This window comes from Kitasatospora sp. NPDC059973, from assembly GCF_042737525.1.
Lineage (GTDB): Bacteria > Actinomycetota > Actinomycetes > Streptomycetales > Streptomycetaceae > Kitasatospora.
Genome location: NZ_JBHWUI010000004.1, coordinates 1 through 24,148, shown reverse-complemented (window position 1 = coordinate 24,148; position 24,148 = coordinate 1). Strand labels below are relative to the sequence as shown.

22 protein-coding genes and 1 pseudogene are annotated in these 24,148 nt (G+C 73.9%); 8 read left to right on the top strand and 15 right to left on the bottom strand.

All coding sequences use genetic code 11. The annotated features are described in order from the left end of the window. Nucleotides 1-93: 93 nt before the first annotated feature. The gene (locus tag ACFWA9_RS01790; RefSeq protein WP_352286299.1) at nucleotides 94-594 is read right to left on the bottom strand and encodes a hypothetical protein; all 501 of its coding nucleotides are present in this window, start codon (nucleotides 592-594) and stop codon (nucleotides 94-96) included. 453 nt (nucleotides 595-1,047) lie between these two features. Here ACFWA9_RS01790 and ACFWA9_RS01785 point away from each other — a divergent pair, with 453 nt between their 5' ends. The 6 genes from ACFWA9_RS01785 to mug all read left to right on the top strand — a co-directional run bounded on the left by ACFWA9_RS01785 (nucleotide 1,048) and on the right by mug (nucleotide 7,593). Further along, nucleotides 1,048-2,580 (top strand): APC family permease, encoded by a 1,533-nt coding sequence (locus tag ACFWA9_RS01785; RefSeq protein ID WP_380382346.1) that lies wholly within the window; start codon nucleotides 1,048-1,050, stop codon nucleotides 2,578-2,580. After that, the gene (locus ACFWA9_RS01780) at nucleotides 2,577-3,014 is read left to right on the top strand and encodes a hypothetical protein (protein WP_352286297.1); all 438 of its coding nucleotides are present in this window, start codon (nucleotides 2,577-2,579) and stop codon (nucleotides 3,012-3,014) included. The genes ACFWA9_RS01785 and ACFWA9_RS01780 overlap by 4 nt, the downstream gene beginning before the upstream one ends. A 43-nt stretch (nucleotides 3,015-3,057) precedes the next feature. Next, a complete protein-coding gene (locus ACFWA9_RS01775) occupies nucleotides 3,058-4,410 on the top strand; it encodes a dipeptidase (RefSeq protein WP_380382344.1) in 1,353 nt (450 codons plus the stop codon). 229 nt (nucleotides 4,411-4,639) lie between these two features. Further along, nucleotides 4,640-5,758 carry an aminopeptidase P family protein gene (locus ACFWA9_RS01770; RefSeq protein ID WP_380382342.1) on the top strand — a complete coding sequence of 373 codons (1,119 nt, stop codon included), beginning with the start codon at nucleotides 4,640-4,642 and terminating at the stop codon, nucleotides 5,756-5,758. A 201-nt stretch (nucleotides 5,759-5,959) separates the two neighbouring features. Next, complete coding sequence (locus tag ACFWA9_RS01765) at nucleotides 5,960-6,964, top strand: phosphatase PAP2 family protein (RefSeq protein WP_380382341.1); 1,005 nt, start codon at nucleotides 5,960-5,962, stop codon at nucleotides 6,962-6,964. 74 nt (nucleotides 6,965-7,038) lie between these two features. Next, complete coding sequence (mug, locus tag ACFWA9_RS01760; RefSeq protein WP_329488205.1) at nucleotides 7,039-7,593, top strand: G/U mismatch-specific DNA glycosylase; 555 nt, start codon at nucleotides 7,039-7,041, stop codon at nucleotides 7,591-7,593. Between the two features lie 48 nt (nucleotides 7,594-7,641). On the opposite strand, the gene ACFWA9_RS01755 is transcribed toward mug, so the two are convergent. From ACFWA9_RS01755 to ctaD, 4 genes are all read right to left on the bottom strand, one after another. Continuing rightward, nucleotides 7,642-8,043, bottom strand: coding sequence for a YccF domain-containing protein (locus ACFWA9_RS01755; protein ID WP_329488206.1), 402 nt, complete (start codon nucleotides 8,041-8,043; stop codon nucleotides 7,642-7,644). Nucleotides 8,044-8,228: 185 nt separating this feature from the next. Continuing rightward, nucleotides 8,229-9,239: a M56 family metallopeptidase gene (locus ACFWA9_RS01750; protein ID WP_352286290.1), complete on the bottom strand. Its 1,011-nt coding sequence runs from the start codon at nucleotides 9,237-9,239 to the stop codon at nucleotides 8,229-8,231. 3 nt (nucleotides 9,240-9,242) lie between these two features. Then, complete coding sequence (locus tag ACFWA9_RS01745) at nucleotides 9,243-9,668, bottom strand: BlaI/MecI/CopY family transcriptional regulator (protein WP_329488209.1); 426 nt, start codon at nucleotides 9,666-9,668, stop codon at nucleotides 9,243-9,245. A gap of 96 nt (nucleotides 9,669-9,764) precedes the next feature. Continuing rightward, a complete protein-coding gene (ctaD, locus tag ACFWA9_RS01740) occupies nucleotides 9,765-11,423 on the bottom strand; it encodes a cytochrome c oxidase subunit I (RefSeq protein ID WP_329492142.1) in 1,659 nt (552 codons plus the stop codon). A 327-nt stretch (nucleotides 11,424-11,750) separates the two neighbouring features. Between ctaD and ACFWA9_RS01735 the strand changes: the two genes are divergently transcribed. Continuing rightward, on the top strand, nucleotides 11,751-12,221 hold the full coding sequence (locus tag ACFWA9_RS01735; protein WP_352286288.1) for a hypothetical protein: 471 nt from the start codon (nucleotides 11,751-11,753) through the stop codon (nucleotides 12,219-12,221). A 59-nt stretch (nucleotides 12,222-12,280) separates the two neighbouring features. On the opposite strand, the gene ACFWA9_RS01730 is transcribed toward ACFWA9_RS01735, so the two are convergent. Continuing rightward, a complete protein-coding gene (locus tag ACFWA9_RS01730) occupies nucleotides 12,281-13,207 on the bottom strand; it encodes a DMT family transporter (protein ID WP_380382337.1) in 927 nt (308 codons plus the stop codon). On the opposite strand from ACFWA9_RS01730, the gene ACFWA9_RS01725 reads away from it, so the two are divergent. Continuing rightward, nucleotides 13,206-14,675 carry a PLP-dependent aminotransferase family protein gene (locus tag ACFWA9_RS01725; RefSeq protein ID WP_380382336.1) on the top strand — a complete coding sequence of 490 codons (1,470 nt, stop codon included), beginning with the start codon at nucleotides 13,206-13,208 and terminating at the stop codon, nucleotides 14,673-14,675. The two genes, ACFWA9_RS01730 and ACFWA9_RS01725, sit on opposite strands and share 2 nt — an antisense overlap. 53 nt (nucleotides 14,676-14,728) lie before the next feature. On the opposite strand, the gene htpX is transcribed toward ACFWA9_RS01725, so the two are convergent. From htpX to ACFWA9_RS01680, 9 genes and pseudogenes are all read right to left on the bottom strand, one after another. Then, nucleotides 14,729-15,592 (bottom strand): zinc metalloprotease HtpX, encoded by an 864-nt coding sequence (gene htpX / locus ACFWA9_RS01720; RefSeq protein ID WP_329488213.1) that lies wholly within the window; start codon nucleotides 15,590-15,592, stop codon nucleotides 14,729-14,731. 140 nt (nucleotides 15,593-15,732) lie between these two features. Beyond that, nucleotides 15,733-17,334 (bottom strand): NADH-quinone oxidoreductase subunit N, encoded by a 1,602-nt coding sequence (locus ACFWA9_RS01715; protein WP_380382334.1) that lies wholly within the window; start codon nucleotides 17,332-17,334, stop codon nucleotides 15,733-15,735. Nucleotide 17,335: 1 nt separating this feature from the next. Then, nucleotides 17,336-18,892 (bottom strand): NADH-quinone oxidoreductase subunit M, encoded by a 1,557-nt coding sequence (locus ACFWA9_RS01710; protein ID WP_329488215.1) that lies wholly within the window; start codon nucleotides 18,890-18,892, stop codon nucleotides 17,336-17,338. Nucleotides 18,893-18,958: 66 nt separating this feature from the next. Next, nucleotides 18,959-21,001, bottom strand: coding sequence for an NADH-quinone oxidoreductase subunit L (locus ACFWA9_RS01705; protein ID WP_380382332.1), 2,043 nt, complete (start codon nucleotides 20,999-21,001; stop codon nucleotides 18,959-18,961). Further along, nucleotides 20,998-21,366, bottom strand: coding sequence for an NADH-quinone oxidoreductase subunit NuoK (nuoK, locus tag ACFWA9_RS01700; protein WP_352286278.1), 369 nt, complete (start codon nucleotides 21,364-21,366; stop codon nucleotides 20,998-21,000). Before nuoK ends, ACFWA9_RS01705 begins: the two co-directional genes overlap by 4 nt. Beyond that, nucleotides 21,366-22,064 carry an NADH-quinone oxidoreductase subunit J gene (locus ACFWA9_RS01695; RefSeq protein WP_329488218.1) on the bottom strand — a complete coding sequence of 233 codons (699 nt, stop codon included), beginning with the start codon at nucleotides 22,062-22,064 and terminating at the stop codon, nucleotides 21,366-21,368. Before ACFWA9_RS01695 ends, nuoK begins: the two co-directional genes overlap by 1 nt. Continuing rightward, nucleotides 22,061-22,615: an NADH-quinone oxidoreductase subunit I gene (locus tag ACFWA9_RS01690; protein WP_329488219.1), complete on the bottom strand. Its 555-nt coding sequence runs from the start codon at nucleotides 22,613-22,615 to the stop codon at nucleotides 22,061-22,063. Before ACFWA9_RS01690 ends, ACFWA9_RS01695 begins: the two co-directional genes overlap by 4 nt. Before the next feature lie 73 nt (nucleotides 22,616-22,688). Beyond that, nucleotides 22,689-23,642, bottom strand: a complete 954-nt coding sequence (nuoH, locus tag ACFWA9_RS01685) for an NADH-quinone oxidoreductase subunit NuoH (protein ID WP_359803663.1) — start codon at nucleotides 23,640-23,642, stop codon at nucleotides 22,689-22,691. A gap of 2 nt (nucleotides 23,643-23,644) precedes the next feature. After that, nucleotides 23,645-24,148: pseudogene (locus tag ACFWA9_RS01680) on the bottom strand (NADH-quinone oxidoreductase subunit C); the annotation flags it as partial.

The window sequence follows — 24,148 nt, the reverse complement described above, 5'->3', positions numbered from 1 at the left end:
TGATGCTTCCTCTCGATGCGAATCAGGCGAAATGCCTGATTCACACGTTGGGGCAAGCCAGTTGACCCAGCCACCGCGGGTACGCCGAACGGTTCACGCCCCGTCGGGAGCGGCCCAGCCGTCGGTGCGGCGGTGGGCGGTCAGGCCGACCGCCTCGAACTCGTCGTGGTGCTGGGCGTCCACGACGCGGGCGCCGATGCGCCGCAGGGCGCGGGAGATCGGGGTGCCCTCGGGCGGGCTGGGTTCGAACTCGCCGCTGACGAGCGGGCCCAGGTCGAGTCGGCCGTCGGCCCAGACGGCGGCGCGCTGGGTGCCGCTGCCACCGAAGTAGTCGGCCTCCACGCAGGCGATTGGACCGGCCTTGGACCACGCGGCGAGCCGGCGTTCGAGGCCGTCCGGGAACCAGTCGAAACCGGACTCACCGCCGAACCCGGGCTCACCGCGGCCGAACTGGAGCGCGGACAGGAAGGCGGGGGTGGCCGGTATCAGGGCCAACCCCTGGGCCAGCGGACTGAGACGGGCGGCCGGGACCTCCGCGGCGGCCACCGCGAGCAGCTCCGCCGAACCGATCAGCGCCTGAAGTTCGTACGACATTCAGTCATCCTGAACCAAGGCACTGACACTCCGCCCGGCATTTACCATTCCGTACCCGGACGGGTAGGGCCCGGACGGCACGGCTCCGGGTTCGGCCGCCCGGGGCAGGGCCCCGGACAGGGCTTCGGGCAGGGCTTCGGGCAGGGCCCCGGGCGCATCGGACCGCCGGAGACCGCGGTGCGGCGTGCGGACGGCCCACGCGGACGGACCAGGCGGTCCTGACCGCCGGAGGCACCGGGACGGCCGACCGGGCACCGGGGCCCCCGCGGGCCAAACCTCCGCCGCGCGTCCCTGACAGTCGCTCACCCGAGCGGGCGCACGCCGCATGCGACACCCCCGGCAACCGGGTGAACTGGCCGGGTACGGCCCGCCCCCGGGGCTCTCCCGGGGCGAACCCCACCGCCGGAGCGGACCCCCGGTGGACGTACCCCGGGCCGCACCCGAGGAGGACGCATGAGTTCGATGGAGGCACCCTCGCCCGGCCGGGGCAGCCCCGGCCCGAGCGCCGCCCGCAGGAGCGGCGGCGCGGTCGCCACCCGGATGGCCGGCGCACCACGGATGTCCTGGCTGACGCTGGCGCTGATGACGACCAGCTCCGTGGCCAGCCTCCGGGCCGCGCCGACCATGGCGGTCTACGGCCTGGCCTGCGTCTTCCTCTACCTCGTCCCCGCGATCGTCTTCCTGCTGCCGACCGCGCTGGTCTCCGCCGAGCTGGCCTCCGGCTGGGAGGGCGGCGTCTACCGGTGGGTGTCGGAGGGCCTGTCGAAGCCGCTGGGCTTCCTCGCCGTCTGGTGCCAGTTCGCGATGACGATCTTCTACTACCCGTCGCTGCTCGCGTACGTGGCCTCGACGATCGCGTACGTGGTCAACCCGGCGCTGGCCAGCAACGGGCCCTACACCGCCGTCGTGATCATGGTGCTGTACTGGACCGGCGTCTGGGTCTCCTCGCGCGGGACGAAGGCCGTGGCCGGCCTCTCCTCCTGGGGCCTGGTGATCGGCACCCTGATCCCCGGCACGCTGCTCGTGGTGCTCGGCCTCGTCTTCCTCGGCCAGGGCAACACCTCGGCCGCCCCGATGAACGCCGCGCACCTCTTCCCGCAGTGGACCGGCCTGGCCAGCCTGGTGCTGATCGTCAACAACTTCCTCAGCTACTCCGGCATGGAGATGAACGCGGTGCACGTCTCCTCGCTCCGCGATCCGGCCCGGGAGTTCCCGCGGTCGATGTTCACCGCCTCCGGGATGGTCCTGCTGATCTTCATCCTGCCCGCGCTGGCGATCAGCTGGGTCGTGCCGTCCAGCCAGCTGAGCCTGACGGCCGGCGTGATGCAGGCCTTCGACTCCTTCTTCCAGTACTTCCACATCGGCTGGCTCACCCCGGTGATCGCGGTGGCGCTGATCGCCGCCTCCCTCGGCGGCATGCTCACCTGGCTCGCCGGACCGTCCAAGGGCCTGCTGATGATCTCCCGCCAGGAGGGCTACCTGCCGCCGTTCCTGCAGCGGCTGAACAAGGAGGGGATCCAGCAGAACCTGCTGGTCACCCAGGGTGTGGTCACCACGGTCATCGCCCTCGCCTACGCCCTGATCCCGAACGTCTCCAGCGCCTACTGGATCTTCTCGGTGATCACCACGCAGGTCTACCTGATCGTCTACCTGCTGATGTTCGCCGCCGCGATCCGGCTGCGCCGCACCCAACCGGACCACCCCCGCGGCTACCGCGCCCCGGCGCTGGTCCCGGTCTGCGTGACCGGCCTGATCGCCTCGGCGGCCGCGATGGCGATCGGGTTCGTCCCGTCCTCGCAGTTCGGCAGCGGCAGTGTCTGGTCGTATGTCGCGATCGTCGGCGGCGGCCTGGTGCTGCTCGGCCTGGTGATCCCCTACCTGTTCCTGAGGCTGCGCAAGCCCTCCTGGCGCAACGCCGACGCCCAGGCCGAACTGGCCGAGCAGGAGGCCGAGGAGCGGCGCGGCACCACCGGAGGTGCGGCATGACCGGCACCATGATGGCCTCCCGCCACCGCTGGATCTACCTGGGCGCGATCGTCCTGCTGGTCGGCATGCTGATCACCGGCCTGCTGACGTACTCCCAGCTGCACAGCACCAACGAGGCCAACGACAAGGCCAAGCAGCTCTCGTCCGCGCTGACGGCGGCCGGCTACCCGGTCCCCAGCCAGAGCCAGATCGTGCACACCCTGGGCGAGGACGGCGGCGCGGTCTGCGAGAACCCGGCCGACGCGCTGAACCAGGCGCAGTGGAAGTACGGGATGTCCAACGGCGCGGGCGGTCCCGGGCAGCGGCCGGTGCTCTCCGACCGCGAGGTGGTGTTCGCGGAGTCGATCGTGCTCTCGGTGTACTGCCCGGACAAGCTCGCCGACATCCGGCAGAAGATCGACGACCTCAAGCTCCGTGACACCGTGCGCAGTTGACGATGAGCCCACCGAACCGACCGATCGCCCAGGAGCCGTACCCATGACCGACGAACTCGCCCGCCGGATCGCCGCCCTGATGCCCCGGGCCAAGGACGACCTGGCCGAGCTGGTCGCCATCCCCTCCGTCGCCGACCCCCGCCAGTACCCGCCGGAGAAGTGCCGCGAGGCCGCCGAGTGGGTCGCCGCCGCCTTCACCCGGGCCGGGCTGCGCGACGTCCACCTGGAGGAGACGCCGGACGGCAGCCACGCCGTGATCGGCCACCGCCCGCCGCCGCCCGGCGGCCCGACCGTCCTGCTCTACTGCCACTACGACGTCCAGCCGCCGCTCGACGACGCCGCCTGGACCTCCCCGCCGTTCGAGCTCACCGAGCGCGACGGCCGCTGGTACGGACGCGGCACCGCCGACTGCAAGGGCAACATCGTCATGCACCTCACCGCCCTGCGGGCCCTCGGCGACGACCTCCCGGTCGGCATCAAGTTCGTCGCCGAGGGCTCCGAGGAGCAGGGCACCGGCGGGCTGGAGGCGTACGTGCCGCCGCACGCGGGCGAGTTGCACGCCGACGCCCTGCTGGTCTGCGACACCGGGAACGCGGCGGTCGGCGTGCCGACCGCCACCACCTCGCTGCGCGGGGTCACCAACGTGGTGGTCGGCGTCTCGACCCTCGCCGGCGACGTGCACTCCGGCATGTTCGGCGGACCCGCCCCGGACGCCCTGGCCGCGCTGATCCGCGCCCTCGACTCGCTGCGCGACGCCGAAGGCGGCACCCGGATCGACGGCCTGGACTCCACCGGCACCTGGCGCGGCGTCGGCTACGACGAGCAGCAGTTCCGCACCGACGCCGGGGTCCGGGAGGGCGTCCGGCTGACCGGTTCCGGCACCGTCGCCGACCGGCTCTGGGCCAGGCCCGCCGTCACCGTGCTCGGCATCGACTGCCCCCCGGTGGTCGGCTCGGCGGCCGCCGTCCCGGCCACCGCCCGCGCCCGGGTCAGCCTGCGGGTGCCGCCCGGCACCGACGCGCGGGCCGCCCAGGACGCGCTGACCGCGCACCTGAAGGCCGCCGTGCCATGGGGTGCGCAGGTCACGGTCGAGCCGGAGAGCGTCGGTTCGCCGTTCCAGGCCTCCACCGGCGGGCCGGCGTACCAGGCGCTCGACCGGGCCATGCGGGAGGTCTACGGCAAGCCGATCTCCTTCCTCGGCCAGGGCGGCTCGATCCCGCTCTGCAACGTGTTCGCCCGCACCTACCCGGACGCGGAGATCATCCTGATGGGCGTCGAGGAGCCGCGCTGCCTGATCCACGCGCCCAACGAGAGCGTGGATCCCGGCGAGATCGAACACATGGCCCACGTCGAGGCGTTGTTCCTCCGGCACTACGCCGAGTCCGCCCGGACGTGAGGGAGTTCGGTACCCGCGACAGCCCGCGCCCGGCGGCCGGCCCGACCCGGACGGCCACCGGTCCGGGACCGGTTACAGAACGGGAAGGACGGCGGGGAAGACAGCGGGGAAGACAGCGGGAAGGACAGCGGGAAGGACAGCGGGGAAGACCCCACGGGACAGAAGCCGAATTCCGGTACGGGGCAGACGCAGCACTTCCGGTACGGGACAGACGCAGAGAGGAACCCTCATGCCACGACCGTTCACCACCGAGGACTACACCGCCCGGATGGCCCGGGCCACCGCCGACGCGGCCGCCGCCGGACTCAGCGGCCTGGTCGTCGCCCCCGGCCCCGACCTGGTCTACCTCTGCGGCTACCAGCCGACCGCGATCACCGAACGGCTGACCGCGCTGCTCCTCACCGACGGCCGCGAACCCGCCCTGATCGTTCCCACGTTGGAGCGGCCCGATGCCGAACGGGCCACCGGCACCCCCGGCCTGCGGCTGCTCGACTGGACGGACGGCGAGAGCCCCTACGACACCGCCGTCCCGCTGCTCGACCCCGCCGGCCGCTACGGCGTCTCGGACAACGCCTGGGCGATGCACCTGCTCGGCCTCCAGGCCGCCCTGCCGGGCGCCGGCTGGACCTCGCTCACCGAGGCGCTGCCGATGCTCCGGGCGGTCAAGGACACCGACGAGCTGGAGCGGCTGGCCGCGGCCGGCGGCGCCGCGGACGCCGCCTACCGCGGCATCCTGGAGGTGCGGTTCGCCGGCCGGCGGGAGACCGACGTGGCCGCCGACCTCAGCGCCCTGCTCATCCAGTACGGGCACAGCCAGGTCGACTTCACCGTGGTCGGCTCCGGCCCCAACGGCGCCAACCCGCACCACGAGGCGGGTGACCGGGTCATCGAGGCCGGGGACACCGTCGTCCTGGACTTCGGCGGCCTCAAGGACGGCTACGGCTCCGACACCACCCGGACGGTGCACGTCGGCACGGACGTCCCGGCCGAGGTGCGGACGGTGCACGACGTCGTCCGGCAGGCGCAGCAGACCGCGTTCGAGGCGGTCCGGCCCGGCGTGACCTGCCAGGAGATCGACCGGATCGCCCGCCGGGTGATCACCGAGGCCGGGTACGGCGAGTACTTCATCCACCGCACCGGGCACGGCATCGGCATCACCACGCACGAGCCGCCCTACCTGGTCGAGGGCGAGGAGCAGCCGCTCGTCCCGGGGATGTGCTTCTCGATCGAGCCCGGTGTCTACCTGCCCGGCCGCTTCGGGGTGCGGATCGAGGACATCGTGACGGTGACCGACCAGGGCGGCCGGCGGTTCAACAACACGCCCCACGAGCTGGGCACCGTCTCCTGACCACCGTCTCCTGACCACCGTCTCCTGACCACTGCCGACCGGCCCCGCGACCTGCGGCGGAGTCCGCCCGCACGGCGCCGCACGGGGCCGTGCGGCGCGAGCCAGGCCGTTCCGCTGTCCGGCGTCTTTCTGAGTCTTTGCTGGACGACAGGCCGTTCGCGTGAAGAGTTCTCAAAGAATGCCTTGCTAGCTTCGGCTGGCATGACCAAACTGCTCCGCCCGGCGCCGCCCCCACCCGCGAGCGCCGGGCGGCTGCGTCCGGTGACCCGGCCGCTGCCCGGTGCGCGCGCCAGCGCACTGACGCGGCTGCGGCTCCTGGCGTGGCCGCTCTACCTCGTCGCCCTGCTCTGGTACGTCCGCGCGTACGGCCTGCCGTACTCCAACGACGTGGTCTTCTGCTGGCTGATCGGCGCGCTGCTGGCCGCCGCCGTGCACAGCGGCCACGGGACGCGCGGCTTCCTGCTGGTGCTGCGCGACTGGGTGCCGGTGATGGCCGTCGTCTGGGCGTACTCGCTGCTGCGCGGGTACGGCGCGCACACCCCGTGGGCCCCGCACTGGCGGCCGCAGCTGCGGGCGGACGAGCTGCTCGGCTTCGGTGAGACCTGGACGGTCCGGCTGCAGCACGGGCTCTACACCGCCGGTTCGCCGCACTGGTACGACTACGCGGCGGTCCTGGTCTACATGTCGCACTTCTTCATGATCTTCGTGGTGCTGGCCGTGCTCTGGCGGCGCCGCCACGACCGGTTCCGGCACCTGCTCACCTGCTACCTCGCGCTGACCTTCGCCGGTTTCGCGACGTACATCCTGTTCCCGGCCGACCCGCCGTGGCTCACCGCGCAGGAGGGCCACATGCCGGCGCTCACCCGGGTGGTGTCGGACGTGCTGACGCAGAGCGGGCTGCCCCGGGCCGGGTCGGTCTTCGAGAACGGCAGCCGGTTCGCCAACGACGTCGCCGCGATGCCCTCGCTGCACTCCGCGTACCCGGCGATGCTGCTGTTCTTCTTCTGGCCGACGGCCGCGCGGTGGGTCCGCGTGCTGCTGGTCGCGTACCCGCTCGCGATGGCGTTCACCCTGGTCTACGGGGCGGAGCACTTCATCGTCGACATCCTCGCCGGCTGGGCGTACGCGGCGGCGGTGGTCTACGGCGTGCGGTGGCTGCGCGCACGGCGCCGGGCCCGGCTGCTGGCGGTGGCCGTACCGGGGTAGCCGCGCCGCCCGGCCGGGTGCGGACCGCACCACCCCCGTACCCGGCCGGCGGCCGCCACCGGCAGACTGGGCGGGTGACCGAGACGCCCAGGAAGCCCACGCAGGACCAGCTGCTCGCCGCTCGCGACAGCACCATCGCGGACATCGCCGGCCCCGGGCTCCGGGTGCTGTTCTGCGGGATCAACCCCGGCCTCTGGTCGGGCGCCACCGGTCACCACTTCGCCCGGCCGGGCAACCGGTTCTGGCCCGCGCTGCACCGCTCCGGCTTCACCCCGCGCCAGTTCCGCCCGGACGAGCAGCGCGAGCTGCTCGACCTCGGCCTCGGCATCACCAACGTCGCCCCCCGCGCCACCGCCAAGGCGGACGAGCTCACCGCCGACGAACTGCGCGAGGGCGGCGCCGCGCTCGCCGCCCGCGTCCTGGCGCTGCGCCCGCGGGCGCTGGCCGTGCTCGGCATCGGCGCGTACCGGACGGCCTTCGGCCGGCGGACGGCGGCGGTCGGCCGGCAGCCGGAGGGCCTCGGGGAGACCGAGGTCTGGGTGCTGCCCAACCCGAGCGGACTCAACGCGCACTACACCCTGGACGCGCTGGCGCGGGAGTTCCGACGGCTGCGCGAGGCCGTGGAGTGACCGGGGCCGGGACCGCCGGAGGGCCGGCAACCGGCCCGCAGGGGCGGTTCAGCGCGCGCCGAACCGCTCGTCGGTGGGTACCACCTCGCGCCCCAGCGGCATCAGCGAGATCGGGATCATCTTGAGGTTGGCCCAGCCGAACGGGATCCCGATGATCGACACGAACAGCGGGATGCTCGTCGCGATGTGCGCCAGCGCCAGCCACCAGCCCGCGAACACCAGCCAGATCACATTGCCCACGCAGGACGCCGCCCCGGCCTCCGGCCTCTCCACCGTCGTCCGGCCGAACGGCCAGATCACGAAACCGGCGATCCGGAACGAGGCGATGCCGAACGGGATCGTGACGATGAGGACGCAGCAGATGATGCCGGCGATGACGTAGCCGAGCGCCATCCAGATCCCGCAGAAGATCAACCAGATGGCGTTCAGGACGAACTCGATCACCTTCATGGTGGGCACCCTCTCACGACGGACGGCCGACCCCTATGACGTGCCATGCCCGCTGTCCGCCGTGTCTACGCCGCCGCCCGCCGCCCCGCCCGCCGGACCGACCGCAGAACCGACGACCGAACCGACCGCCGAACCGGCCCGCCACGCGCGGTCCGCCGGTGCCGGGCCCCTACAGCGCCGGGCCCCTACAGCGGGGTGACGGCCTTCAGCACCAGCAGCAGCGCCACCGCCGCGTTGACCGCGCAGAGCGCCGACGCGGCCGTGCCGATCGCCGCCACCATGGCCGCGAGGCCCGCCCGGGTGTGGGCCGGCGGCCAGTTCCGCGAGGACGGCACCGGGCCGAGCAGCGCGGCCACCCGGCGCGGCACCGGGCCGGGCACGGCCCCCGGCGCGGCGAAGGCGGCGAAGCCGGGAGCGGGCGCCCGGTGCGAGACCAGCGCCGCCCGAGCCACCGCCCGGGCCGTGATCCGCCGGTCGCCGACCGCCTGGGCCGACTCCTCGTCCGCCCACCGCTCCGCGCTGTACGCCACCGCCTGCTGCAGGGGCCGCAGGAACGGGTTGACGCAGCCCGCGAGTTGGGTGATCAGCAGATAGCGGTGGTGCCGGTGCTCCAGGTGCGCCCGCTCGTGCGCGAGCAGCGCCTCGCGCTCGTCGGCCGCCAACCCGGCCAGCATCCCGGTGGAGACCACCACCCGCCCCGGGGAGCCGGGCAGCGCGTAGGCGTAGGGCCGGTCGTCCGGCAGCACCGCGAGGTCGTCCGGGAGCCCGCCGGGCGTGCCGCCGAGTCCGTACCCGGCGGTCCCGGCGAGTCCGTACCCGGTCGTGCCGCCGAGGTCGCGGCCGAGCGCCCGGCGGGCCCGGGCCCGGATCCTCAGGTGTCGCACCACCGTGCGCAGACAGGCCGCGGCCACCACGGCCAGGACGCAGATCGCCGCCGTGCCGACCGTCTCGTGGTACGGCAGCGCCGCCCGCACCTCCGGGTCGGACCAGCTGTCCGGCAGCGGGTTGCCCGGGATCTGGGCGGTGCCCACCACCCCGGTCAGGCCGAGGCAGACGGCGCTGCACAGCGCCATCACCGCACTGATCACGGTCAGCAGCCGGGACGCCCCGCGCGGATGCAGGTGCTGTTCGGTGAGCCGGGCGATCGGGACGGCGGTCAGCGGCAGGATGAGCGGGAGGAAGACGAAGACGCCCACGGGTCAGCTCTCGTGGTCGGCCACTGCCGGATCGGCACCGGCGCTGTCCAGCAGCGTCCGCAGCAGCTCCTCGTCGTGCGGCAGCAGGGCCGTGACGAAGCTGGCCAGGACGGCGTCCCGGTCCGGCTCGCCGTCCAGCATCCGGCGCATCCGCAGTGCGGCCAGCCCGGCCGCGTCGGAGGACGCCTGCCAGAGGTAGGAGCGGCCCGAACGGGTCCGCGAGACGGCCTTCTTGGCGTGCAGCCGGGACAGGATGGTCATCACGGTGGTGTACGCCAGGCCGCCGTCCAGGCGCTCCTGAACCCAGACCGCGGTGGCCGGGCCGGGCGCCCGCTGGAGCACCGCCAGCACCTGGGCCTCCAGCTCGCCCTGGCCTCGCCGGCGGGCCCGTGGATCCCCGGCCGCCGGGGCGTGCCTCTCCTCTGCCATGACGGCCACTCCCTCCGGATGCCGCGCCCCGCAGCCGGCGGGACGCGCTCTCATCCTAACGAGCGGCCGCCGGCCCCCGGCCGCCCACCGGCCCGCTCAGACCAGCGGCTCACGGGCGTTCTGCCGCCGGTCCAGCTCGGCGATCCCGGGGTGGTGCAGGTCGAAGGCCGGGGACTCCGAGCGGATCCGGGGCAGGGTGACGAAGTTGTGCCGCGGCGGCGGGCAGGAGGTGGCCCACTCCAGCGACCGCCCGTACCCCCACGGGTCGTCCTCGGTGACCCTGCGGCCGTACCGCGCGGTGTGCCAGACGTTGTAGAGGAACGGCAGGGTGGAGATGCCGAGCAGGAAGGAGCCGATGCTGGAGACGGTGTTCAGCGTGGTGAAGCCGTCCGAGGCCAGGTAGTCGGCGTAGCGGCGGGGCATGCCCTCGGCGCCCAGCCAGTGCTGCACCAGGAAGGTGGCGTGGAAGCCGACGAAGAGCGTCCAGAAGTGGATCCGCCCGAGCCGCTCGTCCAGCATCCGTCCGGTGAACTTGGGCCACCAGAAGTGGAAGCCGGCGAACATCGCGAAGACCACGGTGCCGAAGACCACGTAGTGGAAGTGGGCGACGACGAAGTACGAGTCCGAGACGTGGAAGTCGATCGGCGGCGCCGCGAGCAGGACCCCGGTCAGCCCGCCGAACAGGAAGGTGACCAGGAAGCCGACCGTCCAGAGCATCGGGGCCTCGAAGCTCAGCGAGCCCTTCCACATGGTGCCGATCCAGTTGAAGAACTTCACCCCGGTCGGCACCGCGATCAGCATCGTCATGATCGAGAAGAACGGCAGCAGCACCTGGCCGGTGACGAACATGTGGTGCGCCCAGACCGTGATCGACAGGCCGGTGATGGCGATGGTGGCGGCGATCAGCCCGGAGTAGCCGAAGACCGGCTTGCGGCTGAAGACCGGGATGATCTCGGTGACGATGCCGAAGAACGGCAGCGCGATGATGTACACCTCCGGGTGCCCGAAGAACCAGAACAGGTGCTGCCAGAGCAGCGCCCCGCCGTTCGCCGCGTCGAAGACGTGCGAGCCGAACTTGCGGTCCGACTCCAGGCAGAGCAGCGCGGCCGCCAGCACCGGGAAGGCGAAGAGCACCAGGACGGCGGTGAGCAGGATGTTCCAGACGAAGATCGGCATCCGGAACATCGTCATCCCGGGGGCCCGGAGGCAGACGATCGTGGTGATGAAGTTGACCGAGCCGAGGATGGTCCCGAAGCCGGAGAAGGCCAGGCCCATGATCCACAGGTCCGCGCCGAGGCCCGGGCTGTGCTCGGCGCTGTTCAGCGGCGCGTAGGCGAACCAGCCGAAGTCGGCCGCGCCGTCCGGGGTGACGAAGCCGTAGAGGGCGATCAGCGAGCCGAACAGGTAGAGCCAGTAGGCGAGCGCGTTCAGCCGGGGGAAGGCCACGTCGGGCGCGCCGATCTGCAACGGCATGATCCAGTTGGCGAAGCCGGCGAACAGCGGGGTCGCGAACATCAGCAGCATGATCGTGCCGTGCATGGTGAAGAGCTGGTTGAACTCCTCGTTGGAGAGCAGTTGCAGCCCCGGCCGGGCCAGCTCGATCCGCATCAGCATCGCCATCAGCCCGCCGACCAGGAAGAACAGGAACGCGGTGGTGATGTAGAGGGTGCCGATCCGCTTGTGGTCGGTGGTGGTGAGCCAGCCCACCAGGGCCCGGCCGCGCCGTCGGCGCGCGGCCGCCCGCCGGCGGTCCAGTCGCGGCGTGCGCGACGGGCGCGGAGCCCGCTCCACGGCGTCCTTCGGCAGGAGAGTCACGCGGCGCACCTTCCGTACTCGGGGCCGGGCCCCGGTCGAGCCCGCCGGCCCGGGCCCGGACAGCAGTCGGACAACGACTACCAGCCGCCGCCCGGCCCCGCCGGGGGCGCGCGGGGCCGGTCACCCGAACAGGCGCGGTCCGGTTGCCCGGCGCCCGGCCGCGGCGGACGGTCGAGGTCCGTACCCCTTTCCGTGCGCCTGTTGGCCGTCGGTCCGGCTCCGGCCGGGTACCGCCGACGACGCCGGCCCGCGGCCCAGGAGGAGTCCATGAGCACCTCGTCGCCCACCCCCGACCAGCCCCCGCCCTGGCGCTCCGGCACCGGGGCGCCGCCCCCGCCGCCATCGGCCGACCGGTTCCGTGACTGGGCCCCCGGCCTGGTGATGTTCGCGGGTGTGCTGATGCTCATCAACGGCTTCATGGAGGCGGTGCGGGGCATCATGGCGGTCGCCGACGACGACATCTTCGTCTCGACCCCGCGCTACGTCTTCCGCTTCGACCTCACCGGGTGGGGGTGGGTGCACATCGTCATCGGCGCCCTGGTCGCGGTGGTCGGTGCCTTCGTCCTCAAGGGCGCCGCCTGGGCCCGCTGGGCCGGTGTGTTCCTCACCGCGCTGAGCGCCCTGGACAACTTCCTGGCCCTGCCGTACTACCCGCTCTGGTCGATCGTGGTGATCGCCCTGGACGTCTTCATCATCTGGGCGCTCTGCGTCTACCGGCCGGAGGACGACGTGTACTGACCGGCCGCACCGACCCGCCCCGCGCCCGTACCGCACCGCCGGTACGGGCGCGGGCCGTCTCAGCTGCGGGCGCGCTGGGTGACCGCGATGCAGACCAGCACCACCACCGCGGTGACCGGCGCCGCCACCGGCAGCTCCTCGCCCAGCAGCAGCACCGCCCAGACCAGCGTCAGCAGCGGCTGGGCGAGCTGGAGCTGACTGGCCCTCGGCACCCCGATCGCCGCCATCCCCCGGTACCAGAGCACGAACCCGCCGAGCTGCGACACTGCCGCCGTGTACGCCAGCCCGGCCAGCGCCTTCACCCCCGGGTGCGCCGGCTCGCCCGGCAGCGCCAGCGCCGTGGTCACCACGGTGACCGGCAGCGCCGCGACCACCGCCCAGGCGATCACCTGCCACCCTGGCAGCTCCCGCGAGATCCGCCCGCCCTCCGCGTACCCGGCCGCGCAGACCACCAGCGCGGCGAACAGGTAGAGGTCGGCGGTGGTCGGCCGCCCGTGGCTCTGCAGCAGGGTGAAGGCGAGCACGGCCGCCGCACCGGCCAGCGCCGCGCACCAGAAGGCCCGGGACGGGCGCCGGCCGGTGCGCAGCGCCGAGAACGCGGCGGTGGCGAGCGGCAGCACACCGATGACCACAGCCGAGTGGGCGGTCGAGGAGGCCCGCAGCGCCAGCGTGGTGAGCAGCGGGAAGCCCAGCACGCAGCCGGCCGAGACCACCAGCAGCCCGGGCCAGTGCCGGCGGGCGGGGAGGGGGACGCGGGCGGCCGCCAGGCAGAGCGCGGCGAGCAGCCCGGCCACGGCGCCGCGCAGGCCGGTCGCCGTCCACGGACCGAAACCGGACAGGGCCCAGGCGGTCGCGGGGAAGCTGAAGGAGAAGGAGAGGACGCCGAGGGCCGCCAGGGCCGTACCGGAACTGCCGGAGCTGCCGGAGCCGATCGGTGCCTGCGGTGCTATCGCGATCGGGCGGGTAGCGCTATCTTGTGCCGTCATGAACGAGCGTAGCAGCGTGACCGATCTGGCCGACAGCCTGCGCCGGGAGGTCGAGCGCTACCCGGAGGGACGCAAGCTGCCGTCGAGCCGGGCCCTGATGGAGCGCCACCAGGTCAGCCCGGTGACGGTCTCCCGGGCGATCGCCGTGCTGGCGGCCGAGGGCCTGGTGGTCTCCCGGCCGGGCGCCGGGGTCTTCCGGGCCGCCGCCTTCGCGGGCGGCGGCACCACCGGCGGCGGTTCGCCGCTCGCCGCGCCGACCGCCCGGCCCGGCGACCTCTCCTGGCAGGAGCTCGCGCTGAGCGCCGACGCGGGCCCGCGCGACCGGGGCGCGGGCGCGCTGTTCGCCACCCTGAACGTCCCGCCGCCCGACGTGGTCGACCTGAACGGCGGCTACCCGCACGCCTCGCTCCAGCCGGAGCGGCTGCTGGCCGCCGCCCTGGCCCGGGCCGGCCGGCGGCCCGGCGCCTGGGAGCGCCCGCCGGTCGACGGGCTGACCGAACTGCGCTCCTGGTTCGCCCGGGACATCGGCGGCAACGGCGGGCCGCTGGGCGCGGGCGACGTCCTGGTCACGGCGGGCGGGCAGAGCGCGCTGACCGTCGCGATCCGCTCGCTGGCCGCCCCGGGCGCACCCGTGCTGGTGGAGTCGCCGACCTACCCCGGGACGCTCGCGGTCGCCCGCGCGGCGGGCGTGCGGCCGGTCCCCGTCCCGGTGGACGAGGACGGCGTGCGCACCGACCTGCTGGCGGCGGCCTTCGACGCCACCCGGGCCCGGGTCTTCGTCTGCCAGCCGCTGTTCCAGAACCCGACCGGCGCGGTGCTCTCCCCCGAGCGGCGCGCCGAGGTGCTGCGGATCGCCCGGACGGCCGGCGCGTTCGTCGTCGAGGACGACTTCGCCCGCCGGCTGGTCCACGCCGACTCCCCCGCGCTGCCGCGCCCGCTCGCCGCCGACGACCCGGACGGCGTGGTGGTCCACCTGCGCTCGCTGACCAAGGCCACCTCGCCCAATCTGCGGGTCGGCGCGCTGACCGCCCGCGGCCCGGCCCTGCGGCGGCTGCGGGCGACCCAGGTGGTGGACAGCTTCTTCGTGCCCCGGCCGCTCCAGGAGGCGGCACTGGAACTGGTCGCCGACCCGGGCTGGGCGCGCCACCTGCGCACCCTCGGCGCCGAGCTGCGCGACCGCCGGACGCTCACGGTGGCCGCGCTGCGCCGCGAACTCCCCGGTCTGCTCGGCCCGCACCGGCCCGGGGGCTACCACCTCTGGCTGCGGCTGCCGGAGGGCACCGACGAGGCCGCGCTGGCCACCGCCGCGCTGCACGCCGGGGTGCTGGTCGCCCCCGGAAGCCCCTACTACGCCGCCGAGCCGCCGGCGCCCCACCTGCGGCTGAGCTATGCCGCCGTCGACAGCCCGGCCCGGATCGCCGAGGGCGTCCACCGGCTGCGCCGGGCCTACGAGGGTCTCACCGGCTGAACGCGGCCGGCCGCCGAGCGGGCGGGCGGGGGCGCGGGGCAGGCGGGCCCTCGTCAGCCCCGGTAGCCCGCCATCCGCTCCAGTCGGGCGATCCGCTCCGCCATCGGCGGGTGGGTCGAGAAGAGCTTCGTCCCGGCCTCGCCCGGGCGGAACGGGCTGGCGATCATCATGTGGCTGGCCGTCTGGAGCTGCGGCTCCGGCGGCAGCGGCAGCTGCCGGGTGCCGACGTCCAGCTTGCGCAGGGCGCTCGCCAGGGCGAGCGGGTCGCCGGTGATCCGGGCGCCGTCGGCGTCGGCCTGGTACTCCCGGGAGCGGCTGACGGCCAGCTGGATCAGCGAGGCGGCGAGCGGCCCCAGGATCATGATCGCGAGCATCCCGAAGAGCCCGGGGCCGTCGTCGTCGTCGCTGCGGCCGAACGGCACCAGCCAGGCGAAGTTCACCAGGAACATCACCACCGAGGCGAGCGCGCCGGCGACCGAGGAGATCAGGATGTCCCGGTTGTAGACGTGGCTCAGCTCGTGGCCGAGCACCCCGCGCAGCTCCCGCTCGTCCAGCAGCTGGAGGATGCCGTCGGTGCAGCAGACCGCCGCGTTGCGCGGGTTGCGGCCGGTGGCGAAGGCGTTCGGGGCCGGGGTCGGGGAGATGTACAGCCGCGGCATCGGCTGGCGGGCCGAGGTGGAGAGCTCACGGACGATCCGGTACAGCCGCGGCGCCTCGATCTCGCTCACCGGGCGGGCCCGCATGGCGCGCAGGGCGAGCTTGTCGCTGTTCCAGTACGCGTAGGCGTTGGTCCCGAGCGCGACCAGCAGGGCGATCACGAAGCCGGTGCGGCCGAAGAAGCTGCCGATCACCAGGATCAGCGCCGAGAGGCCGCCGAGCAGTGCGGCGGTCCTCAGTCCGTTGTGCCGGCGGTGCACGGCAGGCCCTCCAATGGTGCGGTGGGGAAGCCCTCGCTGCCTCGTCCCTCTGCCCGCTCAACGGGCGAGCCCGGCGGCCTTGTTCCCTTGTGACCACCGCTACACCCGGACCGCCCAGGCGCCCGCCCCGGCCGGCGGCCTCAGAACAGCGTGCCGCCGACCACCTGGAGGACCAGCTGCGGGGCCACCGAGAGCACCACGGCCACCGAGGCGGTGAGCCCCAGGGTGGCCGTCAGCGAGGCCGGCAGCCGGCGCTCGGCGACGGCGGTGACCGCGTCCTGCGACGGCGCCGGGGCGAAGAGCCGCGCCGTCCACAGCAGGTAGTAGTACAGCGCGATGACCACATTGACGGCCATCACCACGGCCAGCCAGCCCAGCCCGGCGTCGACGGCGGCGCGGAACACCACCACCTTGCCGAACAGGCCGATCACCCCGGGCGGGAGCCCGGCCAGGCAGAGCAGGAAGAAGGCCAGCGCCAGGGCCGTCCAGCGGCGCCGGGCGAACAGGCCGCGGAACTCGTCCACGCTCGTCCCGGCCCGGCGGCCGACGGCGGCGACCACCGCGAAGGCGCCCAGGTTCACCACGCCGTAGATCAGCGCGTACGCGGCGGTGGCGCCCAGGCTGTCCGCCCCGGTCCGTGCGTAGCCGGCGGCGGCGAGCGGCACCAGCAGGTACCCGGCCTGGCCCACCGAGGACCAGGCGAGCAGCCGCACCGCGCTGTACCGGGTGTCGAACCGCTGGCGCAGCGCGCCCACGTTGCCGACCGTCATGGTGACGGCGGCCAGCACCGCGAGCACCAGGCCCCAGGTGTGCGCGTACGGCCGGAAGGCGATCGTGGTGACCAGCGCCAGGCCGGAGAGGCCGGCCGCCTTTCCGACCACCGAGAGGTAGCCGGCCACCGGCAGCGGGGCGCCGACGTAGGTGTCGGGCACCCAGAAATGGAACGGGACGGCGGCGACCTTGAAGGCGAAGCCGACCAGGGTGAGCACCGCGCCGGCCTCGGCCAGCGGCTTGAGCTGGGCGGGCGCGTGGGCCAGGCCCTCGGCGACGGCGCCCAGGTGCAGGCTGCCGCTCGCGGCGTAGACGAAGCCGATGCCGAGCAGCGTCACCGCGGTCGCGGTGACGGAGGAGAGGAAGAACTTCAGCGCGGCCTCCGCGCCCCGGCCGTCCCGGCGCAGCGCGACCAGGGCGAAGGCCGGCAGCGAGGCCACCTCCAGGGCGACCACCAGGGTGGCGAGGTCCCGGGAGGCGGGCAGCAGGGCGGCGCCGGTGGCGCTGGAGAGCAGCAGGAACCAGTACTCGCCGCCGGGCAGCCCCCCGGCGGAGCGGTCGTCCGATGCCGGGCCGTCCACGGTGTGCGTCGAGAGCAGCGCGGCGATCAGCGCGCCGCCGAGCGCGAGCAGCTGGAAGACCAGCGCGAAGTGGTCCGCGACGTAGGAGCAGCCGGCGTCCCGCACGCAGAAGGTGCTCCGGGGCGAGCCGCCGGTGAGCGGGAGCAGGGCGAGCAGCGCGAGGGCGAGGCCGCCCACGGCCAGGGCGCCGAGCAGCTTGCGGTGGCGCGCGGGCAGGAAGAGGTCGGTGACCAGCACCGCGAGGGCGGCCAGCGCGGCGATCAGCGGGGGCGCGATCGCCACCCAGTCCACGGACTGGATCAGGCTGCCCGGGTCGGCTACGGCGAGGGAGGTCACAGTGGGCTGCCCCGTGGAGTGAGGTCCGAGTGCGGCGAGCTGGGGTCCGAGCATGTCAGCCACCCCCGAGGAGGTGCTTGACGGCCGGGTCGGAGAGACCGAGCAGGAGTGCGGGCCAGAGGCCGGCGAGCAGGGTGAGGGCGGCCAGCGGGGTCCAGCTGACGGCCTCGTACGGGCGCAGGTCGGCGAGCTCGGCCACCGGGGCCGGCTGCTTCGGGTCGCCCATGCAGACGCGCTTGACCACCATCAGCAGGTACCCGGCGGTGAGGAGGGTGCCCAGGCCGGCCAGCACCATGTAGGTGACGAACGCGGGGCGCGAGAGGCCCTCGGCCGGGTCGAACGCGCCGAACATCGCGAGCAGCTCGCCCCAGAAGCCGGCCAGCCCCGGCAGGCCGAGGCTGGCGACGGCGGCGAAGGCCAGCAGGGCGCCGATCCGCGGGGCCCGTCCGTAGAGGGCGGCCCCGGTGGAGCCGGCCAGGGTGTCGAGGTCCGCCGTGCCGTAGCGGTCCTTCAGGGCCCCGACCACGAAGAACAGCAGGCCGGTGATCAGCCCGTGGGCGATGTTGGCGAACAGCGCGCCGTTGACGCCCACCGGGGTGAGGGAGGCGATGCCCAGCAGCACGAAGCCCATGTGGCCGACGGAGGAGTAGGCGATCAGGCGCTTGAGGTCGCCCTTGGCCCCGGGCCGGACCAGCGCGAGGCAGGCCAGCGAGCCGTAGACGATGCCGACGGCGGCGAACGCGCCCAGGTAGGGGGCGAGCGTCGCGGTACCGTCCGGGACGACCGGGAGGAGGACCCGAACCAGGCCGTACGTCCCCATCTTCAGCAGCACGCCGGCGAGCAGCACCGAGCCGACCGTGGGGGCCGCCGTGTGCGCGTCCGGGAGCCAGCTGTGCAGCGGCCAGGCGGGGGCCTTGACCACCAGCCCGACCATGATCGCCAGGGCGGCGACCACCTGGGTGGTGTGGCTCAGGCCGCTGCCGTGCGCGGCGGCCAGCGCCTGCATGTCGAAGGTGCCCGCCTTGCTGCCGACCAGCAGGAAGCCGAGCAGCATCACCGCCGAGCCGAGCAGCGTGTACAGGATGAACCGGTTGGCGGCCGGCACCTTCGCCCCGGTCCCCCAGCGGGCGATCAGGAAGTACATCGGGATCAGCACGATCTCGAAGGCCAGGAAGAAGAGCAGCAGGTCCAGCACCGCGAAGGTGGCGAGCATGCCGACTTCGAGCAGGAGGAAAAGCCCGGTGAAGGCCCGGGCCGAGGGGACGCCCTCCCCGGTCGGCAGCCGCTTCTCCGAGTACAGCGCGCAGAGGAAGGTGAGCAGCGCGGTCAGCACGATCAGCGGGAGCGAGACGCCGTCTACGCCGAGGTGGAGGCGCACGCCGATGGCCGGGATCCAGGACACGTCGGTGGTCGCCTGCATCCGGCCGGGCCCGTCGTGGTCGAAGCCCGCCGCGAGGACGATGCCGAGCACCAGGACGGCGCCGGTGACCACGGTGTTCAGCCGCAGCGCGCGCCGGTCGGCGGCGGCCGGGTCGGCGCCGAACGCCGGTACCAGGGTCAGCGCGGCCCCGGCCAGCGGCAGCACCAGGAGGGCGATGAGGACTGCGTTCATCGGGGGCTCCTACGGGCTGCGGTCGGCGGGGCTGGGCGGCGGGGCTGCCTGTTCTGGTCCATCCGGCTACACCGCCACCAGGACGGCCAGCAGGACGACGCCGGCGAGCAGCGCGCTGAGGTAGGTCTGCGCGTTCCCGGTCTGGGCGAGCCGGACGGCCCGGCCGAGCAGGCCGGCCGCCGTTCCGCTGCCGCGCACGTACGTCTCGACGACCTCGCGGTCGAGGAAGCGGACCAGCCGGGCGGCGGCGGTCACCGGCCGGACGAACAGCGCGCTGTAGAGCCGGTCGACGCCGAAGCCGTGCCGGGCCGGGCCGAACAGCGGGCCGAGCAGGGTGCGGCCGGGGTCGGCGACGATCACCTCGGCGGCCGGGGCGCCGGCCTGCTCGGGCACCCGGCCCAGCGGTGCGGCGGGCGGCAGGCCGGCGCCGAGCCGGGCGGTGGCGGAGCGCCAGGCCCCGTAGGCCAGCAGCGCGCCGACCACGGCGAGGCCGGTGCCGGTCACGGCGGTGACGGCCGAGGGCCGCAGCGAGCCGCCGTCCAGCAGCGCGGGCAGCCAGTCCGAGCGCAGGCTCGTCACGCCGAAGGCCATGGTCGGGACGGCCAGCACCCAGAGCGGCCAGCGCATCGCGGGCGGCTCGGCGATGGCCGGGTCGGCCTCGTCCACCTCGGGCGAGTAGGGCGCGTCGGCCTCGTGGTCCGCCGGCGAGGCGGGCGCGGCGGGGGCGGCGGCGCCGGCGGCGGCCGGGCTGTGGAAGGCCACCAGGAACAGCCGCGCCGCGTACGCCGCGGTCAGCAGGGCGGTGAGCGCGGCCGAGATCAGCACGATCCAGCCGGCCGCCTGCGGTACCGCGGACACCGGGCCGAGGCCGTTGGTCAGCGCCTCGCCGTTGGCCGCGTGCTCGGCGGCGGTCAGCACCGCCTCCTTGCTGAAGAAGCCGGAGAACGGCGGCAGCCCGATCAGGGCGACGAGCGCGATGCCCATCGTCCAGTAGGCGTCCGGCACCCGCTTGCGCAGCCCCGGCATCCGGGACATCGCGGAGATCGAGTTGGTGTGCGCGGCGTGGATCACCACACCGGCCGCGAGGAACAGCAGTGCCTTGAACACCCCGTGGCTGACCAGGTGGAAGACGGAGGCCTCGCGGTCGCCGGCGGCCAGGGCGCCGGCCATGTAGCCGAGCTGCCCGACCGTCGAGTAGGCGAGCACCCGCTTCAGGTCGTCCTGGGCGAGCGCGCAGAGCGCCGAGCCGATCATCGTCACGGCGGCCATCACCGCGAGCACCACCAGCGCCGCGCCGGAGAGCAGGAAGACCGGCAGCAGCCGGGCGACCAGGTAGATGCCGGCCGCGACCATGGTGGCGGCGTGGATCAGCGCGGAGACCGGCGTCGGACCGGCCATCGCGTCCGGGAGCCAGGTGTGCAGCGGGAACTGCGCGCTCTTGCCGGCCACGCCGGCGAGCAGCAGCAGCGCGGTCAGCGTCGGGTGGCCGAGCCGCCCCTCGGCGGCGGCCGCCAGGACGTCAGAGATCCGGAAGCTGCCGGCGTCGGCGCCGAGCAGGAAGATGCCGAACAGGAACGGCACGTCGCCGAGCTTGGTGACCAGGAAGGCCTTCAGCGAGGCCGACCGGGCGTCCGCGGTCTCCCAGTGGTGGCCGATCAGGAAGTACGAGCAGATGCCCATGACCTCCCAGCCGACCAGCAGCACGATCAGGTCGCCCGAGTAGACGACCAGGAACATCGCCGCCGTGAACAGCGAGACCAGCGCCGCGTACGACGGGTAGCGCGGGTCGTCCTTGAGGTAGGCGGTCGAGTACACCTGCACGCAGGTGGCGACCAGGCCGACCAGCACGGAGATCAGCGAGCTGTAGCCGTCCAGGTAGAGGCCGAGCGTGAGGTCCGGCCCGCCGGTCGGGGTGAGCCGGGTGCCGGCCTCCAGCACCTGGCCGGTGCCCAGCTGGAGGGCGACCACCAGGGCGAGCACGGCCGAGACGGCGACCGGCACGATCGCCAGCGGCCGGGCCAGACCGGGCGCGCGCCTGCCGACGGCCAGGGTGGCGGCCGATCCGAGCGCGGGCAGGACGGGGACGAGGACGGGCAGGGCGAGGTTCATGCGGCGGCCTGGCCCTTCAGTGCCCCGGCGCCGGCCGGCGCCTCCTCGGCGGACTCGGCGGGATCACCGAGCGCGGTGGCCCGGTCGATGTCCGCGGTGCCCCGGGCCCGGAAGAGCAGCAGGACGATGGCGAGCCCGAGGCCGATCTCGGCGGCGGCGATGGTGATGGTGAACAGGGTGAGCGCCTGGCCGGCGTGCAGGGAGTCCCGCAGCCAGGCGTCGAAGGCGACGAGGTTGAGGTTGACGGCGTTGAGCATCAGCTCCACGGACATCAGCACCAGGACGACGTTGCGCCGGGCGAGCACGCCGTACACGCCGACGCTGAACAGCAGCGCGGCGAGCACGACGGGGTAGGCGAGATGCATCAGCTCTCCTCCGCCGAGGTCGTCGAAGCGGGAGCCGCGGGCTCGGCCGGGGCCTTCGGCGCGGTGGCGGCGACCGTCCCGTTGGAGCCCACCGGCCGGCCCGCGCGCAGCTTGGCGGCCCGGGGCGGCGGCACCCGCCGGCCGGCCCCGCGCGACAGCACGATCGCGCCGACCAGCGCGGCCAGCAGCAGCACCGAGAGCGCCTCGAAGGGCAGCACCCAGGTCCGGAACAGGCTGGTACCCGTCGCCTGCGCCGAACCGCCGCCCCCGCCGAGGTCGATCCACGACGTCCGGAAGGCGTCGACGAGCAGCGTCACCAGCGTCCCGGCCGTGGCCAGCGCCACCACCAGGGCGACCCAGCGGTTGCCCGAGTCGGCGTCCGGCGAGCGCCCGATCGGCGCCCGGGTGAGCATCAGCCCGAACAGCACCAGGACGACCACCGAGCCGAGGTAGATCAGCACCTGCACCCAGGCGATGAACTCGGCGGTGAGCAGCAGGAACTCCACCGCCAGGCCGCCGAGCGCGACCACCAGCCAGAGCGCGGCGTGCACCAGCTGCCTGGTGGTCACGGCCATCACGGCCGAGCCCAGCACGGCGACGCCGACCAGCAGGAAGACGATCTCGACCCCGGTCGGGGAGAGGAACGAGCGGGCGGCCGGGTCCAGCGACCCGGCCGCGGTCAGCAGGGCGGCACTCATCGCGGGTCACCCTCCTCCGGCGCCGCCGAGGCGGCGGCGGCCAGCTTGTCCGCGGCCTTGCGCGCGGTGGCGATCTCCTTGGGCTCCTCGGCCGCCGGGTCCAGCGCCGGCGGCGCCGGCACCGTCCACATCCACTCGCGGAGCTTGTCCCGCTCGTGGGTCAGCTCCAGGATGTCGGTCTCCGCGTACTCGAACTCCGGGGACCAGAACAGCGCGTCGAACGGGCACACCTCGATGCAGATCCCGCAGTACATGCAGAGCGAGAAGTCGATGGCGAAGCGGTCCAGCACGTTGCGGGTCCGGGCGCGGGCGTTCGGGTCGGCGGCCGGCAGCGTCTCCTTGTGGGAGTCGATGTAGATGCACCAGTCCGGGCACTCGCGGGCGCACAGCATGCAGACCGTGCAGTTCTCCTCCAGCAGCGCGATCACGCCGCGCGAGCGCGGCGGCAGCGCGGGCTGCACGTCGGGGTACTGCGCGGTGACGGTCTTCTTCGTCATCGTCCGCAGGGTGACGGCCAGGCCCTTGGCCAGTCCGGAGCCGGGGAAGCTCATGCGCCCACGCCGCTCCGCCGGGCCGGGGCGTCGGCCCCCGCGTGCCTGTCGGCCACGAGCTCGCTGCGCTCGGTCATGAGATCGCCACCTTGATGATACCGGTGAGGGCGAGCTGGACGAGGGCCAGCGGGATCAGCACGAGCCACGCGAAGCGCATCAGCTGGTCCTCCCGCAGTCGCGGGTAGGTGACCCGCAGCCAGATGACCACGAAGGCCAGCGCGAAGGTCTTCAGGATCGTCCAGAGCCAGCCGAGCTCGTCCGGCAGCGGACCGTGCCAGCCCCCCAGGAAGAGCACCGCGGTCAGCCCGGAGACCACCAGGATCCCGACGTACTCGGAGAGCAGGAAGAGCGCGAAGCGCAGCCCGGTGTACTCGGTGTACGCGCCGAAGATGATCTCCGAATCGGCCACCGGCATGTCGAACGGCGGGCGCTGGAGCTCGGCCAGACCGGCCGTGAAGAAGACGAAGGCGCCGATGAGCTGCCACGGGATCCAGTACCACTGCCAGGCGTCCAGGATCCCCGGGAGCGAGAGCGTGCCGGCCGCCATCGCCACCGAGGCGGCCGCGAGCACCATCGGCAGCTCGTAGGACATCAGCTGCGCGGCCGTCCGCAGACCGCCGAGCAGCGAGAACTTGTTCGCCGAGGCCCAGCCGGCCATCAGCTTGCCGATCACGCCGACGCCCATCACGGCCAGCACGAAGAAGAGGCCGGCGTCGATCGCCTGGCCGACGAAGCCGTCCGGCCCGACGGGGATGGCGAGCAGCACGAACAGGTAGGGCAGCAGGGAGACGGCGGGCGCCAGCTGGAAGATCCTGCGGTCCGCCCCGGCCGGGACGATGTCCTCCTTCTGCGCGAACTTCACGCCGTCGGCGACGAGCTGCGCCCAGCCGTGGAAGCCGCCGGCGTACATCGGACCGAGCCGGCCCTGCATGTGCGCCATCACCTTGTGCTCGGTCTGGCCGATGACCAGGGGGAAGGTGAGGAAGACGACGAGGGTGGCGACGCAGCGCAGCAGCGTGTCGAGCAGGTTCACGTGCTGTCTCCGTCCTGGTCGGCCGGGTCGGCCGGCGTCTCCTTCGTCCCGTCCTCCGCGCGCTTCCCGTGCTCGCCGGGCGCCTCGGGCGCGGCGGCGGCCTCGGTCTCTGGTGCGGTCTCGGGCGCGGCAGTGCCCTCGGCCTCGGAGCCGTGCGCGGGCACCGGGGCGTGCCAGGGCGCGTCCGCGGACTGGGTCCGGGCCGGCGCCGGCCGCCCGGGCTTCGGCTCGGCGCTCTCCACGACGGGCTCCCCGGCGGGGGCCTGGCTCGCCGAGCCGTCCGTGACGGACCTGGTCCGGCGCGGCCGGTCGGCCCGCACCGGTGGCGCCGCCTCGGCGGCGGCTCCCTCGGCGACGGCTCCCTCAACGGTGGTTCCCTCGGCGACGGTCTCGGCGGCCTGGCTCACCGAGCCCGCGTCGACCGACCTGGTCCGGCGCGGCCGGTCGGCCCGGACGGCGGGCCCGCCCTCGGCCGGAGCGGCGGCCGCACCGGCCCGGGG